The sequence below is a fragment of the Azospirillum sp. VT-I1 genome, assembly GCF_055698305.1.
Map to the genome: position 1 here is coordinate 1,236,677 of NZ_CP168800.1, position 15,094 is coordinate 1,251,770.

At 68.7% G+C, this 15,094-nt stretch carries 16 protein-coding genes and 1 pseudogene; all 17 read left to right on the forward strand.

Annotated elements, in window-relative coordinates; genetic code table 11:
* Positions 1 to 174: 174 nt before the first annotated feature.
* Entirely contained in the window at positions 175 to 2,055 is a 1,881-nt protein-coding gene (gene nifA, locus AB8P05_RS05970) for a nif-specific transcriptional activator NifA (protein WP_472759170.1), read from the forward strand.
* 351 nt (positions 2,056 to 2,406) lie between these two features.
* Positions 2,407 to 3,273, forward strand: a complete 867-nt coding sequence (locus tag AB8P05_RS05975) for an adenylate/guanylate cyclase domain-containing protein (RefSeq protein WP_472759171.1) — start codon at positions 2,407 to 2,409, stop codon at positions 3,271 to 3,273.
* Between the two features lie 184 nt (positions 3,274 to 3,457).
* Positions 3,458 to 5,023 carry a nitrogenase cofactor biosynthesis protein NifB gene (gene nifB / locus AB8P05_RS05980; protein ID WP_472759172.1) on the forward strand — a complete coding sequence of 522 codons (1,566 nt, stop codon included), beginning with the start codon at positions 3,458 to 3,460 and terminating at the stop codon, positions 5,021 to 5,023.
* 54 nt (positions 5,024 to 5,077) lie between these two features.
* Positions 5,078 to 5,269, forward strand: a complete 192-nt coding sequence (locus AB8P05_RS05985) for a 4Fe-4S dicluster domain-containing protein (protein WP_014248512.1) — start codon at positions 5,078 to 5,080, stop codon at positions 5,267 to 5,269.
* 53 nt (positions 5,270 to 5,322) lie between these two features.
* Positions 5,323 to 5,850 (forward strand): hypothetical protein, encoded by a 528-nt coding sequence (locus tag AB8P05_RS05990; protein ID WP_472759173.1) that lies wholly within the window; start codon positions 5,323 to 5,325, stop codon positions 5,848 to 5,850.
* On the forward strand, positions 5,847 to 6,659 hold the full coding sequence (locus AB8P05_RS05995) for a 4Fe4S-binding leucine-rich repeat protein (protein WP_472759174.1): 813 nt from the start codon (positions 5,847 to 5,849) through the stop codon (positions 6,657 to 6,659). The genes AB8P05_RS05990 and AB8P05_RS05995 overlap by 4 nt, the downstream gene beginning before the upstream one ends.
* Before the next feature lie 29 nt (positions 6,660 to 6,688).
* Positions 6,689 to 7,015, forward strand: a complete 327-nt coding sequence (locus AB8P05_RS06000) for a nitrogen fixation protein NifZ (RefSeq protein WP_455172335.1) — start codon at positions 6,689 to 6,691, stop codon at positions 7,013 to 7,015.
* Positions 7,016 to 7,047: 32 nt separating this feature from the next.
* Positions 7,048 to 7,353, forward strand: coding sequence for a nitrogen fixation protein NifZ (locus tag AB8P05_RS06005; RefSeq protein WP_014248516.1), 306 nt, complete (start codon positions 7,048 to 7,050; stop codon positions 7,351 to 7,353).
* 12 nt (positions 7,354 to 7,365) lie between these two features.
* On the forward strand, positions 7,366 to 8,517 hold the full coding sequence (locus tag AB8P05_RS06010) for a cysteine desulfurase family protein (RefSeq protein WP_472759175.1): 1,152 nt from the start codon (positions 7,366 to 7,368) through the stop codon (positions 8,515 to 8,517).
* 52 nt (positions 8,518 to 8,569) lie between these two features.
* Positions 8,570 to 8,779, forward strand: a complete 210-nt coding sequence (gene nifT / locus AB8P05_RS06015) for a putative nitrogen fixation protein NifT (RefSeq protein ID WP_111066911.1) — start codon at positions 8,570 to 8,572, stop codon at positions 8,777 to 8,779.
* Positions 8,780 to 8,784: 5 nt separating this feature from the next.
* Positions 8,785 to 9,069: a hypothetical protein gene (locus tag AB8P05_RS06020; RefSeq protein ID WP_472759176.1), complete on the forward strand. Its 285-nt coding sequence runs from the start codon at positions 8,785 to 8,787 to the stop codon at positions 9,067 to 9,069.
* Positions 9,070 to 10,281, forward strand: a complete 1,212-nt coding sequence (locus AB8P05_RS06025) for a DegT/DnrJ/EryC1/StrS family aminotransferase (RefSeq protein WP_472759177.1) — start codon at positions 9,070 to 9,072, stop codon at positions 10,279 to 10,281.
* A gap of 23 nt (positions 10,282 to 10,304) precedes the next feature.
* Entirely contained in the window at positions 10,305 to 11,192 is an 888-nt protein-coding gene (locus tag AB8P05_RS06030; RefSeq protein ID WP_472759178.1) for an SIR2 family NAD-dependent protein deacylase, read from the forward strand.
* Between the two features lie 305 nt (positions 11,193 to 11,497).
* A complete protein-coding gene (locus tag AB8P05_RS06035; protein WP_472759179.1) occupies positions 11,498 to 12,541 on the forward strand; it encodes a lipid A deacylase LpxR family protein in 1,044 nt (347 codons plus the stop codon).
* A gap of 83 nt (positions 12,542 to 12,624) precedes the next feature.
* Complete coding sequence (locus AB8P05_RS06040; protein WP_472759180.1) at positions 12,625 to 13,191, forward strand: septation protein A; 567 nt, start codon at positions 12,625 to 12,627, stop codon at positions 13,189 to 13,191.
* Positions 13,192 to 13,310: 119 nt separating this feature from the next.
* A pseudogene (locus AB8P05_RS06045) lies at positions 13,311 to 13,598 on the forward strand (twin-arginine translocase TatA/TatE family subunit); the annotation flags it as partial.
* 311 nt (positions 13,599 to 13,909) lie between these two features.
* Entirely contained in the window at positions 13,910 to 14,974 is a 1,065-nt protein-coding gene (locus AB8P05_RS06050; RefSeq protein WP_472759181.1) for an SPOR domain-containing protein, read from the forward strand.
* Positions 14,975 to 15,094: the final 120 nt, after the last annotated feature.

Genomic DNA, 15,094 nt, shown 5'->3' on the forward strand with positions numbered 1-15,094 from the left:
CCGGAAGACGGGCATCAATAAAGCAGGACATGAACGGCGTGGCCGGACCAACGGTCGCCGCGGGTTTCGGGAGGGACGGATCAAGGCGCTGACGCCGGGACCCGATGCATTGCGACGCCTGGACCGCTCAGTCCGGCGCGTGGGCCGGTCCCAAGCCGAGCGAGGGGATCGATCATGCCGAGTGCTGCCCAGTCCGCGTCATCTTCCAGTCTCGAGCTGCTGACGATCTACGAGGTCAGCAAGATCCTCGGGTCGTCGCTGGATCTGGAACAGACCCTGCGCGAGGTACTGCGCGCCCTGTCCTATCAGCTGCAGATGCACCGCGGCCGGGTCTACCTCCAGGGAGAGGACAATGCGCTGCGTCTGGTCGCGGCGCTGGGACTGCCCAAGGATTCCACCGCGCAGGAGATCGACTACAGCCAGGGCGAGGGCATCAGCGGCCGCATCCTGAAGACCGGCATGCCGGCCGTCGTCCCCAATCTGGCCGAGGAGCCGCTGTTCAACAACCGATCCGGCGGGCGCGACGACCTGGACGAACAGGTGGCGTCGCTGGTCGGGGTTCCGATCAAGGCGGCCGGCACCGTCGTCGGCGTGCTGACCATCGACCGCATCTCCGACGACGGACCGAAGGGCAATTTCGGCTCCGACGTCCGCTTCCTGACCATGGTCGCCAACCTGATCGGCCAGACCGTGCGCCTGCACCGGACGGTGGCGGAGGAGCGGCGCTTCATGATGCGCGAGACTTTCCGCGTCCAGAAGGAACTGCGCCCGGTGGTGGCGCCGGTCAACGACGTGGTCTGCACCAGCCCCAACATGGTCGACGTGTTGGCCCAGGTGCACCGGGTGGCGCCCTTCAAGTCCACCGTGCTGATCCGCGGCGAGAGCGGCACCGGCAAGGAACTGATCGCGCGGGCCATCCACAACCTGTCGCCGCGCAAGGACGCCCCCTTCATCCGCGTCAACTGCGCCGCCCTGCCCGAATCGCTGCTGGAATCGGAGCTGTTCGGCCACGAGAAAGGGTCATTCACCGGCGCCCAGAAGGACCATAAGGGCCGGTTCGAGCTGGCGTCGGGCGGCACGCTGTTCCTGGACGAGATCGGCGACATCTCCTCCAACTTCCAGGCCAAGCTGCTTCGCGTGCTGCAGGAACAGGAGTTCGAGCGGGTCGGCGGATCGAAGACGATCAAGACCGACGTCCGCCTGATCTGCGCCACCAACCTGAACCTGGAGGAGGCGGTCGGCCACGGCAAGTTCCGCGCCGACCTGTATTTCCGCATCAACGTGGTGACGATCCACCTGCCGCCGCTGCGCGAACGGCGCGGCGACATCGCCATGCTGGCCAAGCATTTCGTCGCCAAGTTCGGTCGCGACAACGGCCTCGCCCTGGACATCGACCATGACGCGCTGGAGGTGCTGAACCGCTGCACCTGGCCCGGCAACGTGCGCGAGCTGGAAAACTGCATCGAGCGCGCGGCGACCCAATGCCGCAACGGCACCATCCGCGTGCCCGACCTCTCCTGCAGCATGAATCTCTGCAACTCCTCGGTGCTGTTCCAGTATCGCACCATGGGGGCGGCGGTCGGCGGGCTGGCGCCGTCGATGAGCGGCACCCCGACCAACCCATCCGGCGCCAACCCGGCCCTGGGACGCCCGCAGCCGGCAACCAATGCCGGCATGCCGCCTGCGGTTCCGGCACCGATGAACGGGGCGGCGAACGGGGCACAATGGCCGGCCTGCGCGTCGGGCTGTTCCGCCGGTCCGGCGCCGGTCTGCGGCGCGTCGAAACCGCTGCCGCCGACCGCCATCGCTCCCCTGCCCACGCCCCAGCCGGCGGCCGCCGCCGCTGCGATTCCTTCCGCCCCGGCACCGCAGCACGCCGACGCTCCCGACCTGCCGCTGGACGAACCGGAATCGGGCCCCCTGCGCGACCGTCTGGTCTGGGCGATGGAGCGCACCGGCTGGGTCCAGGCCAAGGCCGCCCGCCTGCTGGGCATGACGACGCGGCAGGTGAGCTACGCGCTCCGCAAGTACAACATCGAGATCAAGAGGTTCTAAGGGCGGCCGGTTGATGACCGGCCTTTTGCCATGCGAACAATTTCAACACGGATTTCACGGATTGGAATACGGATTGAACGGATTTTCCATTGATCTTACCATTATCCGGCGACCCCGGAATGATAAGAACCGAGGTAACGCCACATCCGTGAAATCCGTGTTTTGATCCGTGAAACCCGTGTCGGTCTTGCCGGCAAAGCTGCACCGTCCTGACGTTCGACACTCCGAAAGCCCAAGCCCGGTCGCGCTTCGCCGCGGTTTCGTGCTACCCTGCCGCGCCTTCGGTTCGATGGCATCTTTCCGATCGAACGGATTTCCGTCTTGCCCTCGCTTGAGAAACCCCTCGCCCTGATGTTCGTCGACATCGCGGACAGCACGATGCTGTACGAGCGCATCGGCAACGCCACCGCCGCGGCGCTGACGCAGCAGGTGCTGTCGCATCTGCGCGCTCTGGTGGAGGAGCATCACGGCGGCGTGATCAAAAGCCTGGGCGACGGGCTGCTGGCCGCCTTCCCGGCCTGCGACGACAGCGTCCGCGCCGCCTGCGCGATGATCGACAGCCAGGACCGGCACGGCCTGCGGCTGCGCGTCGGCATCCATCACGGCGCGGTGATCGAAGGGGTGGGCGACCTGTACGGCGACGCCTGCAACGTCGCCGCGCGGGTGCAGCAGATCGCGCGGCAGGGCGAAATCCTGGTGACCCAGGCGCTGGTGGACGGCCTGTCCCCCGGCTTGCGCGACCGGACCAAGCCGCTGAACAACGTCGCCATGAAGGGGAAGACGGCACCGATCCGCGTCCACCGGGTCCGCGGCGCCGACGATGCCGACGATGCCATCGAAAGCACCACGCTCGGCTTCTCCATGGTGACGGAGGCCGGTGCCGCCATGGTGACGCTGCACCTGTCCTACCGCGGGCAGGAGATCGCCATGAGCCGCGCCCTGCCCCGCGTCACCATCGGGCGGGAGGACAGCAGCGGCCTGCGCATCGCCTCGCGCCAGACCTCGCGCCAGCATGCGGTGATCGACTTCACCCGCGAGAGCTTCCTGCTGACCGACCATTCCACCAACGGCACCTTCATCCGCAGCGGCGGGTCGCCGCCGCTGGTGCTGCGCCGCGATTCGACCAAGCTGGTCGGCAGCGGCCTGATCGGCTTCGGGGCGGAGGCGCTGGACGAGAGCCAGGACCATGTCGTCGCCTTCCGCGGCGAACTGGCCTGACCGCTTTGTCGGCACCCCGACAATGCCCCCCGCCGGACCCGCCATTGTCGCAATGACGACAGCGTCCGACATCCCGACAATTCCTGCCAAGCCTTTGTAACGTCAGGCTTTCCGCTTCTGGCCCCGAACTTGCTTTTCTCCACTTCGTCCAACGGTGTCGTCCGGCACGGCAGGGAAGGAGTGGATGATGGGCAACGTGGTTTCGCTCGACAGCATCTTCGGGCTGGGGGAACTGGCCCCGCCCGCGACGATGCCGGCAGCGCCCGAGGCGGCGTCCGGCTGTTCGTCGTCGTCCTGCGGATCGTCGGACGGTCCGGCCGACATGGACCCGGCAGTGTGGGAGAAGGTGAAGAACCACCCCTGCTATTCGGAAGAGGCGCATCACTATTTCGCCCGCATGCATGTCGCGGTCGCTCCGGCCTGCAACATCCAGTGCAACTACTGCAACCGCAAATACGATTGTTCGAACGAGAGCCGGCCGGGCGTGGTCTCCGAAAAGCTGACCCCCGATCAGGCGATCAAGAAGATCCTCGCCGTCGCCCAGGAAATCCCGCAGCTGTCGGTGATCGGCATCGCCGGCCCCGGCGACAGTCTGGCGGCGAACGGCAAGAACACCTTCGCCACCTTCGAGATGCTGCAGAAGAAGGCGCCGGACCTGAAGCTGTGCCTGTCCACCAACGGCCTGGCCCTGCCCGACCATGTGGACACCATCGCGCAATACAACATCGACCACGTCACCATCACCATCAACATGGTCGATCCCGAGGTCGGCGCGCAGATCTACCCATGGATCTTCCACAAGCACAAGCGCTGGACCGGGCTGGACGCCGCCAAGATCCTGCACGAGCAGCAGATGCTGGGGCTGGAGATGCTGACCTCGCGCGGCATCCTGGTGAAGGTGAACTCCGTCATGATCCCGGGGATCAACGACGAGCATCTGCTGGAGGTGAACAAGGCGGTGAAGAGCCGCGGCGCCTTCCTGCACAACATCATGCCGCTGATCTCCGACCCGGCGCACGGCACGTATTTCGGCCTGAACGGCCAGCGCGGCCCCACCGCGCAGGAGTTGAAGGTGGTGCAGGACGCCTGCGAAGGCGGCGCCAAGCTGATGCGCCACTGCCGCCAGTGCCGCGCCGATGCCGTTGGCCTGCTGGGCGAGGACCGCGGCGAGGAGTTCACCGCCGAGAAGATCGAGGCGATGGGCGCCATCGACTATGACGACGAGGCGCGCCGCAGCTACCGCGAGCATGTCGAGGCCGAACGCGCCGGCCGCCACGCCTCCAAGGCCGCGGCCCAGGCCGATGTGCGGGACAGCGTCGGCACCGCGGTCGATCCGATCCTGATCGCCGTCGCCACCAAGGGCGGCGAGCGCATCAACGAGCATTTCGGCCACGCCAAGGAATTCCAGATCTACGAGGTCGGCCCCGGCGGCGCCAAGTTCGTCGGCCACCGCCGCGTCGACCAGTATTGCGAGGGCGGTTCGGGCGACGTCGACACGCTGGACGGCGTGCTGGCGGCCATCAACGACTGCACCGCGGTGTTCGTCGCCAAGATCGGCGGCTGCCCGTCCAAGTCGCTGGCCGACGCCGGCATCGAGCCGGTCGACCGTTTCGCCTTCGATTACATCGAGGAATCGGCGCTGGCCTACTTCAAGGACTATGCGGAGCGGCTCGGCCAGGGCGCCGTCCAGTCCCGCGCCGGCCAGGATGCGGTGATCCGCACCGGGGCGCTGACCGCGCGCCGCGCCTGACCTCCCGTTCCCCTTCCCCCTTCCACAGCCATCCCATCATCGAAGGAGAGAGCCATGGCCTACAAGATCAAGTCCGCCGAATGCACCGTCTGCGGCGCCTGCGAGGCCGAGTGCCCGAACATCGCCATCAGCCTGAAGAAGGGCACCTACGTCATCGACCCGGCCAAATGCACCGAATGCCAGGGCCAGTTCGACAGCCCGCAATGCGCCGCCGTCTGCCCGGCCGACTGCTGCGTCCCGGCGTGATGATCTGATCCCCTCTCCTCCAGGGGAGAGGGGAAAACCAGGAGCACCGCGCCATGCTGGACGAGGTGGATGAGGACTGGCTCGCCCGCCGCTATTACGGCGGGGATCTTCCGCCCGAGGCGGAACGCTGCCTGCATCTGGCCGCCGCCAGCTATGCCGACGGCGAAGCGGTGCTCGCCCATCTCGCCCGCGCGGCGGAGGTCGCCCCCGGCCATCGCCTCGTCGATCTCGGCCATTACAAGTTCCACTTCTACAAGGCCAATCTCGACCATGCGCTGGTCTATGGCGAGCGCATGATCGGCCACGCCATGGCCGCGCTCGGCGTCAACCATACGGACTGGCGCAGCGTCACCCCGGCCACCGCCGATTTCCGCGGGCTGGAGCCGGCGCCCCGCCTGTTCCTGTTCGCCCTGGTCGCAATCGGCTACCTGCTGCTGCGCACCGGCCGTCTCGACGCCGGGCGGGAGGCGTTGGGCAAGGTCCGCGACCTCGACCCCGACGACCGTTTCGGCGCCGCCCGCCTGATCGCCGTCGCCGACCGGCATGAGCGTGAGGACGAACTCGAGGAGGCCGGCGCATGAGCGACGACATCCTCGAATCCCTGGACTGGCGCGGCGAACCGGTGGACTGCGCCGCCTGCGACCACCACGCCCGCCAGCTCTCCCCGGAGACCACCACCCTGGCTGCCGGCGGCAAGCTGCCCGGCCATTGCCTGCCGCTGAAGGCCTGCGTGCAGGACCGTTACGCCAAGCGCATCCAGCGCTTCTTCGAATGGAACCCGGACCTGTCGGCCGGCCATCTCGACCACCCCTATTTCGAGGTTCGGGCGAACGCCGCGCGCTTCGCCCCGATCTTCCAGCTTCCCCGGCTGATGGGCGACCCGGACGAGACGGTCCGCTCCGTCCTGGCCCGCCGGCTGCCGCGCCGGCTGCTGCTGAAGCTGCGCGACGACCCGGACCGCGAGGTTCGGATCGCCGTCGCCACCCGGCTGGAGGATGCCGACCTCGCCCCGCTGATGCGCGATCCCGACTGTTCGGTGCGGCTGCGCGTGGTGCGCCGGATCCCCGACGGCATGCTGCCGGCGATGATGCATGACGAGGACGCAGAGGTGCGGGTGGAGGTTGCACGCCGACTTTCCATGGACTGGCTGCCCAGCCTCGCCTGGGACGACAGCCCGCGGGTGCGGCTGGTGGTGGCGCAACGGCTGCCGACCTCGAAGCTGCACGTCCTGCTGCCGGATGCCGACTGGATGGTCCGCCTCGCGGTCGCCGGTCGCATCGACGCGGGACAGCTCGGCCCCCTGCTGGACGACCCGGAGGAGGAGGTGCGCGCCATCGCCCGCCAGCGCGCCGCCGGCCTCGCCATCGCCAACGATCTCCCGCCCCTCTAGCAGCCATCAACGGACGGAGCGCCAGCGCCATGACCGACATAGAAGCCGCCGCCCCATACCGCCGCGAACGCGCCCGCAATGCCGACGACGCCAACGAGCTGGTCGGCCCGCCGGTGCTGGAACAGGGCTTCAAGGTCAAGGCCCTGCGCGACGTGCGCAACGACGGGACCTATCCCGGCCGGCCGGTCGGCGACTTCCTGATCCGCGAGGGCGATGTCGGCTACGTCATCTCCATCGGGACCTATCTGCAGATGTACTACATCTATGCCGTTGATTTTTATGAGAAACGGGTCGTCGTCGGCATGCGCGCGCGCGAGCTGGAGGTGATCGACGCCCATTGCAACGACCCCCAATAACCAGCTGGTCCCCACCGATAAGGAGCCTCGCGATGTCCGACGTCGAAGCCGCCGCCAAGCCCGGTTTCATCCCGCCACGCGAACCGCTGTACGACTGGGGCCTGCGGGTCACGGTGCAGGAGGACCTGTTCAACGACGGCAGCCATCCGCAGGTGCCGGACGGCGCGCTGCTGGCGCCGAAGGGCACGCCGGGCGTGATCGTCCGTGTCGGCCGCACCGAGGAGGGCAGCCTGCCGGTCTATCTGGTGGAGTTCCCCGGCGGCACCGTCGTCGGTTGCCTGGAGGAGGAGATCGCCCCGGCCGACGGGTCGCGGCGCGGCGTTCCCGGCGTGATGTGAGGGGGTGATTCGATGACCATCTACCTCGACAACAACGCCACCACCGCCCTGGCTGCGGAAGTGCGCGACTCCATGATGCCGCACTTGTTCGGCGAGTTCGCCAACCCGTCCAGCCCCCATTCCGCCGGCATGGCCGCCCGCCGCGCGGTGAGCGAGGCCAAGGCGCAGATCGCCGAGCTGATCGGCGCCAAGCCGGCCGACCTCGTGATGACCGGCAGCGCCACCGAGGCGACGCACGCCGCCATCCTGGGTGCCTTGCGCGTCATCGAGGAGACCGACCACCGCCGCGACCACATCGTCACCACGGCGGTGGAGCATCCGGCGACGCTGGCCCTGTTCGACGACCTGCGCCAACGCGGCTGGCGCGTCACCATCCTGCCGGTAAACCGCGACGGCCTGCCCTCGCTGGTCGATCTCGCCGCCGCGGTGACGGAGGCGACGGCGCTGGTCTCCATGATGTGGGCGAACAACGAGACCGGCGTGCTGATGCCGGTGGAGGGTGCCTCGGCCATCGCCCACGCCCATGGCGCGCTGTTCCACAGCGACGCGGTGCAGGCGGCGGGCCGGGTGCCGGTCGATTGCGGCATCGCCGATTACCTGACGCTGTCCGCCCACAAGATGCACGGGCCGAAGGGCGTCGGCGCGCTCTATGTCCGCAAGGGCGCGCCCTTCCATGCGCTGATCCACGGCCATCAGGAACGCCGCCGCCGCGGCGGGACGGAGAATGTGCCGGGCATCGTCGGCTTCGGCGCCGCCGCCTCGCTGGCGTCGCTGTGGCTCGACGAGGCGGACCTGATCGCCTTCCTGCGCGACCGGCTGGAACAGGGCATTCTCGCCCGCTGGCCCGGTGCGGTGGTGAACGGCGCCGGTGCCGCCCGGCTGCCCAACACCAGCAACATCCGCTTCGCCGACGGCCGCGGCCATCCCGTGGAGGCGGAGGAATTGCTGATGCGGCTGGACCGCGCCGGCATCGCCGTGTCGATGGGGGCGGCCTGCTCCTCCGGCGGCAACGAGCCGAGCCATGTGCTGACCGCCATGGGGCTGAGCGGCGCCCAGGCCGCCGCCAGCCTGCGCTTCTCGCTGAGCCGCTACACCACCGCGGCGGAGGTGGACGCCGTCCTGTCGGAACTGCCGGCGCTGCATGCCCGGCTGGTCGCCGCTTGACGCAAAAGACAATCAGAACAACAGGCCAGAACAAAAGGATGGAGTGTCCGCAATGAAGGTGATGATCCGCAAGGCGTCCGAGCAATACACGATCTACGTCGCCAAGAAGGACCTGGAGGAACCCATCGTCGAGATGGAGAAGCCGGGCCTGTGGGGCGGCTGGATCAAGGTCGCCAACGGCTGGACGCTCGACCTGCCGGAGATGCCGGCGGACACCCGCCTGCCGATCACCGTCGAAGCCAAGAAACGCGGAACGGAGTGACGCCCATGGCCCTGTCGCCCGAGCGCATCGACAGCATCGCCACGCTGGCCGGCCGGCTGTTCGCCGGGGGCGGCAATCTCGACGCCGTGGTCCGCGGCGTGCGCGAGGCAAACCCGGACCTGAAGACCGTCACCGGCGCCATGGCCGCGGTGATGGCGGAGGATCCCTTCCGGGAGGAGGCGGGCTTCGACCTGCATCTGGTGGACGGCAACAACCACTGCTGGCTCATCACCGACAAGCCGGAGCTTGCCACCGGCGTCGTGATCGCCCAACGGGACGAGGACGAGTGAATGAGCGATGCCGCCGCAGCATGGGACCCCGCAGCCCCGGATGATGAGGACGCCGACGACTACATCCCGCTGACCGACCCCGACATTTCGGGCGCGGAGGTCGAGATGCTCGGCCGCCTGCTGTCCTCCGGGGCCTTGAGCGATGGGCGGATGGTGCGGGCGTTCGAGGACGCCTTCGCCGCCTATGTCGGCCGCGACCATGCGGTGGCGCTGTCCAGCGGCACCATGGCGACGCTGCTGATGTTGAAGGGCTACGGTATCGGCGAGGGCGACGAGGTGCTGTGCAGCCCCTTCGGCTGGCACCAGGTCCAGCATGCGGTGGCGCTGTCCGGCGCCACACCGGTGCTGGTCGACATCGACTATTGGCAGCACACCATCAACCCGGAGAAGGCGGCGGCGCTTATCACGCCGAAGACCAGGGCGATCCTGGCCGCCAACGTCAACGGCCACCCCGCCCATTGGGACGAGCTGCGCGCGCTGGCCGATGCCAAGGGCCTGCTGCTGCTGGAGGATTCGAGCGAGGCCATCGGCTCCACCTACAAGGGGCAGATGGTCGGCACCTTCGGCGACGCGGCGGTCTTCGACTTTTCCGAACCCGGCATCCTGCTGGCCGGGCAGGGCGGCATGATCGTCACCGACGACCGCGACCTCGCCCACCGGCTGCGCTACATGCGCCGGCGCGAGACGGAACACCGCAACACGGTGGTCATCACCCGCACCCTGCCCTGGCAGGCGGGGATGAGCGACCTGAACGCCGCGCTGGCCCTGGTGCAGTTGAAGCGCCTGCCGGAGATCCTGACCCGCCGCAATCTGGTCATCGCCTATTACGACGCGGCGATGGCGAGCTTCGAGGGGATCAAGCCGCCCTATCGCGGGCCGGGGGCGGAGGTGGTCAACCCGATGGTCTATTGCGTCCATCTCGGCACCCGCTTCACCGCGTCCGGGCGACGGTCGATCATCGAGGATCTGGACACCCACGACATCGACGCCAGCGACTACGGCCAGCCGCTGCACACCCAGCAATATTACATCGAAGCGCTGGGCGACGAGCGCGCCGGCCGCGGCGCCTGCCCGGTCTGCACCAAGACGGCCGACCGCGTTCTGGCCCTGCCGCTGCATCGCAAGATCACCCGGGATCAGGTCGCCTTCATCGTGGAAACGCTGAAGGACGCCAGCGTCAACACCGGCGCCGGCGCCGCGATCTATCTGTGAAGACCCGAAGGGAAGAGGCATCCATGACCGTCACCACGCTTGCACCCGATTCCGACTCCGTCACGGTTCCGGACGCCGCGGCGGCGCTGGCCGACATCGCCGCGGCGCTGGCGGCGCGGCAGGTGGTGCCCTATCTCGGTCCCGGCGCCTTCGCCCTGCTGCCGCCCGACCAGTGCCCGATCCCGCGCAACTCGGCGGAGCTGGTGCAGCGCCTGAACGCTAAGGTCGCCGCTCCCGGCCGCATCCGCTCCAACCTGACCGCCGTCGCCCAGTTCATCGAGACGCGCAAGCACCGCAAGACGCTGGAGACCATCCTCAACGAGATCTTCCGCCAGACCGTGCCGGCGACCCCGGTCCATGCCCTGCTGGCGGCGATCCCCGCGCCGCCGCTGCTGGTCGACGTCTGGTACGACAATGTGCTCGACAGTTTGCTGAGTGCGGCGGCCGACCGGACCTGGGGCCAGATCCAAGGGGTGTCGCACCCGCAATCGACCGGCGAATGGGTGCGCTACTACGCCCCCGACGGCGCGGAGACGACGGCCGATGCGGCGGCCGGTTGGGACACCGTGCTGTACAAGCCGTCGGGGGCGGTGACGCCGGCCGGCAACTACCTGATCTCCGACAGCGACTATGTCGAGATCCTCACGGAGATCGACATCCAGACCCCGATCCCCGCCATCGTCCAGGACCGCCGCGCCGGCCGCCATTTCCTGTTCCTGGGCTGCCGCTTCGACCACGAAATCCAGCGCACCTTCGCCCGGCAGATCGCCAAGCGTTCTTCGGACAGCCACTGGGCGGTGATCCCCGGCGAGCTGTCGAAGAACGAGGCCCGCTTCCTGGCGCTGCATGGGATCAAGCGGATCGACATGACGCTGGAGGAGGCGGTGGAGGCGTTGCGGGCGGGAGTGTAAGGGCATTGCTGAAGAGGTGTCGGCTGGCGATGCCCCCTCCCTAACCCTCCCCGCCAAGGCGGGAGAGGGGATTAAGTGCTTGTTCGGGAGAGCGGCGGCAGTCCCTCCCCCGCCCAGCTCTCGCACAAAGCTATGCTTTGTGCTGACGCGGCAGGCGGACCGTAGGTCCGCTGAGAGCGGGGGAGGATAGGTGGGGGCATTCGCCAGCCGACACCTCCCCACCCCTACCCCCAAAGAAGCCGCACCGCAGCGCAACACCCTCCCTCTCCATCCGTTACCCTGCGAAACGGATGGAGCGTGCCGGAATGGTGACGAACAGCGGCCCTGCATTGGCCGTAGCACTCGCAACCCTGCTGCTGACCGCATCGGCGGCGACGGCTCAGGAGACCGCCCCTTCCCCCGCCGACGCTCCGGCAACGTCCGGTCCCGCCATCGGCTTCTGGATCGACAACGACCTGTTCGGCGGCGGGACCGACCGCTACTACTCGAACGGCTTCCAGTTCTATTACTTCTCCGGTGCGCGGCCAACCTACGGCAACATCGACTGGCTGGCCAACCTCGTGCCCTGGATCGAGCCCGGCGGGGTGCGGCGCTACGGTTTCGCCTTCGGCCAGAACATCTACACGCCCAGCAACCTCAAGGCCCGCAATCCGGACCCCACCGACCGGCCCTATGCCGGCTGGCTCTATGGCCGTTTTTCGGTGCTGAACGAGGCGCCGACGGCGGTGGACCGCATCGACCTCGACCTCGGCATGGTCGGGCCGTCCTCGCTGGCGGAGCAGACGCAGAAGACCGTCCACAAGATCGTCGGCGGCGCCACCTACCCGGAGGGCTGGAACTACCAGCTGCGCGACGAGCCGGGCGTGGTGCTGAGCTACGAGCATGTCTGGCGCGGCGAGAGGCCGAACACGCTGGGGCCGCTGGAGTGGGACTTCAGCCCCCATGTCGCCGGCAGCCTGGGCAACGTGCTGACCTTCGCCGCGGTGGGGAGCACGGTCCGGCTGGGCGGCAACATGCCGCCGCCTGTCGGCGCCCTGGTGACCCGCCCCACTTCCAGCATCCCCTACCAGGACACCCCCTATTCGGAGCGGCCGGGGCGCTTTTCCTGGTATGTCTACGCCAGCGCCGAAGGGCGGGCGGTGGCGCGCAACATCTTCCTGGACGGCAACAGCTTCCGGGAAAGCCGGTCGGTCGACAAGCATCCCTTCGTCGGCAGCGTGCAGGCCGGACTGACCCTGCGCTACGGCCGCTATGGCCTGACCTATGCCCAAACCCTGCAGACGCCGGAGTTCCGTGGGCAGAAGTCGCTGACCAATTACGGCTCGCTCCGGCTGTCGGCGCAGTTCTGAGCGGCCGGCATCATCCGTCCGAATGCCCTGCCCGCCACCATTCGCCCCTTTCACGGGCGGCCGGTTCGGGCTATGTCAGGGGAATGAACCAGTTCGCACGCCTGGCGATCGAGGCCGGTCCGCTGGCCGCCTTCTTCGTCGCCAATTCCCAGGCCGGCATCATGACCGGCACCGCGGTCTTCATGGTCGCCATCACCATCGCGGTCGCGGTGTCCTGGCGGCTGGAACGCCGCATCCCGATCATGCCGGTGGTCGGCGCAGGCTTCGTGCTGCTGTTCGGCGGCCTGACCCTGTGGCTGCAGGACGACCTGTTCATCAAGATCAAGCCGACCCTGGTCAACCTGCTGTTCGCCTCGGTGCTGTTCGTCGCACATGCGATGCGCCGCAACGTGATGAAGCGGCTGCTGGGCACCGTGCTGAGCCTGTCGGACGAGGGCTGGCGCATGCTGGGCATCCGCTGGGCCTGGTTCTTCCTGGTCCTGGCGGTGCTGAACGAGATCGTGTGGCGGAACTTCTCCACCGACATGTGGGTGAACTTCAAGGTGTTCGGCATCATGCCGCTGACCCTGGTCTTCAGCGCCTTCCAGGCGCCGCTGATCATGCGCCACCAGCTGCCGGAGGAGCCGGCGGAAAGCGGGCCGGCCGCCTGACGGCGCCGCGATAATCGGCTTCCTTCGGCGCACGCCTCTTGTGCGGCGCGGAAGGGGCACTCACATTGGTGGCGACCGCGACGTCGTGCGTTCCGACCGATTTGCAGAGGTATTGATCGATGGGCAGTTTCAGCATCTGGCACTGGTTGATCGTTCTGATCATCGTGCTTCTCCTGTTCGGCGCCGGCAAGCTGCCCAGCGTGATGGGCGACATCGCCAAGGGCGTGAAGGCCTTCAAGTCCGGCCTGAAGGACGAGGAGGAGGAGACGCAGGCGGCCCAGACCGCTTCCCAGACCACCGCCCAGACGCCGCCCGCCGCGATCAACCCGGCACCCGCCCAGCCGGCCGCCGCCCAGCCCGTCACGCCGGCCCCGGTGCCCCCGGCGGCCGCCACGACCGCCCCCCGGCGGCCACCCAGCCGCAGCCGGTGGACCCGGCCAAGCCGCATCAGGGCTGACCGGCGCCTGAAGGACGGCAGTCCCTTCTTTTGCATCGCCCGTCCGCCGGGCGCGACCGCTTGGCGGTTTGATGAGGCGGGAAAATACGATAAAGAGAAGGGGCTTTCCGCAGCCGGTCCGTGTTCCGCGGAACCGCCGCCGGAAGGCCCCTTCTTGTTTCCAGCCGGCCCGCCATGACGGGCAAGCGCAGGTCGACCGTGACGCTCAAGCCACCGCCCCGGCAGGCTCCCACCCTGACGACACCGACGTTCAAGGACGAGATGAAAGCAAACGGCAAACCATCCGAGACTCCGCCGCCGGAGAACGAGGACATCGCCAAGCTGCTTCGTGCCTTGAACGAGGATCTGCACGCCGATCAGCAGGACGAGGTCGACGACGACGACGAGGAGCCGGCAAGCCGCGGCCTGCCGCTCGGCAAGATCGCGCTGGCCCTGCTGGCCGCGGGCGGCATCGCCGTCGGCGTCGTCTATTTCGGATCGGGCGACCCGGAGCCGGTGACGACCGCATCCAACGGTTCGGCGCCGATGGTGCCGGCTCCCGCCATCACCCGCGCACCGCAAAACGCGACGCCGCAAAGCACGGGGCCGGCCAATCCGGCAGCGCCCGGCGCCGCGACCAACGGCGCGCCGGCCGCACAGACGCCTCCCACCCAGACCTCGCCCACCCAGGCGGCTCCGGCAACGCCGGCCGCTCCGCTGGCCGCGTCCTCCGCGCCGCCGCCGCCGGTCGCCGCCCTGCCCGCCAGCCCGCCGCCGGTGCTGAAGGTGCCGGAACCGCCGCCCGTTCCGGCCACCGCCCCCGCCACCGCGCCGAAACCGCGCGTCGCGGCGCCGGCCGACAGCGCTCCGCCGCCGGCCGCCCAGAAGCCGGAACAGCCGGCAGCCGGCGAGCCCGCCGACACCGGTTCCCTCCAGGCGATGCTGGCACCGCCGAAGGAGGCCGCAAAGCGCCCGCCCGCCGCAGCCTCCCCCGCCGCGACCCCGGCCGCCCCGCCGGCTCCCCCGGCGGCGGCATCGGCGCCCCCGTCCGCAAACGGCGAAGCGAGGCCCCCGGCCAAGGCCGCCACCCCGCCGGCTTCGGCACCGGCCGGGCGCTACACCGTACAGGTCGGCACCTTCTCGGTGACGGCGAATGCCGATTCGCTGGCGCAGCGGCTGCAGGGCGGCGGCTTCCAGGCCTATACGGTGGACTGGACCGACAGTTCCAACCGCTCCTGGCGGGCGGTGCGCGTCGGCGGATTCGCCGATCAGGCCGCAGCAAGGCGCGAGGCTGAGCAGTTGAAATCGAAGATGGGGCTCAACCCGGTCGTCATAACCGCCCGCTGACCCCCCGGCGGACCGGCGGCGTCACGGCACCGGTCCTCATCCCTGCGACAACCTGTCATGCAAGCGGCAGCCCGGCGGCGACATTTGGTCGCGGCCGGGCTTTTTCTTGGGCCGATCCCC

Excerpts from the sequence above, each read along its gene's own strand:
- nifA (WP_472759170.1), top strand. The coding sequence starts at position 175 with ATGCCGAGTGCTGCCCAGTCCGCGTCATCTTCCAGTCTCGAGCTGCTG.
- AB8P05_RS05975 (WP_472759171.1), top strand. The coding sequence starts at position 2,407 with ATGTTCGTCGACATCGCGGACAGCACGATGCTGTACGAGCGCATCGGC.
- nifB (WP_472759172.1), top strand. The coding sequence starts at position 3,458 with ATGATGGGCAACGTGGTTTCGCTCGACAGCATCTTCGGGCTGGGGGAA.
- AB8P05_RS05985 (WP_014248512.1), top strand. The coding sequence starts at position 5,078 with ATGGCCTACAAGATCAAGTCCGCCGAATGCACCGTCTGCGGCGCCTGC.
- AB8P05_RS05990 (WP_472759173.1), top strand. The coding sequence starts at position 5,323 with ATGCTGGACGAGGTGGATGAGGACTGGCTCGCCCGCCGCTATTACGGC.
- AB8P05_RS05995 (WP_472759174.1), top strand. The coding sequence starts at position 5,847 with ATGAGCGACGACATCCTCGAATCCCTGGACTGGCGCGGCGAACCGGTG.
- AB8P05_RS06000 (WP_455172335.1), top strand. The coding sequence starts at position 6,689 with ATGACCGACATAGAAGCCGCCGCCCCATACCGCCGCGAACGCGCCCGC.
- AB8P05_RS06005 (WP_014248516.1), top strand. The coding sequence starts at position 7,048 with ATGTCCGACGTCGAAGCCGCCGCCAAGCCCGGTTTCATCCCGCCACGC.
- AB8P05_RS06010 (WP_472759175.1), top strand. The coding sequence starts at position 7,366 with ATGACCATCTACCTCGACAACAACGCCACCACCGCCCTGGCTGCGGAA.
- nifT (WP_111066911.1), top strand. The coding sequence starts at position 8,570 with ATGAAGGTGATGATCCGCAAGGCGTCCGAGCAATACACGATCTACGTC.
- AB8P05_RS06020 (WP_472759176.1), top strand. The coding sequence starts at position 8,785 with ATGGCCCTGTCGCCCGAGCGCATCGACAGCATCGCCACGCTGGCCGGC.
- AB8P05_RS06025 (WP_472759177.1), top strand. The coding sequence starts at position 9,070 with ATGAGCGATGCCGCCGCAGCATGGGACCCCGCAGCCCCGGATGATGAG.
- AB8P05_RS06030 (WP_472759178.1), top strand. The coding sequence starts at position 10,305 with ATGACCGTCACCACGCTTGCACCCGATTCCGACTCCGTCACGGTTCCG.
- AB8P05_RS06035 (WP_472759179.1), top strand. The coding sequence starts at position 11,498 with ATGGTGACGAACAGCGGCCCTGCATTGGCCGTAGCACTCGCAACCCTG.
- AB8P05_RS06040 (WP_472759180.1), top strand. The coding sequence starts at position 12,625 with ATGAACCAGTTCGCACGCCTGGCGATCGAGGCCGGTCCGCTGGCCGCC.
- AB8P05_RS06050 (WP_472759181.1), top strand. The coding sequence starts at position 13,910 with ATGAAAGCAAACGGCAAACCATCCGAGACTCCGCCGCCGGAGAACGAG.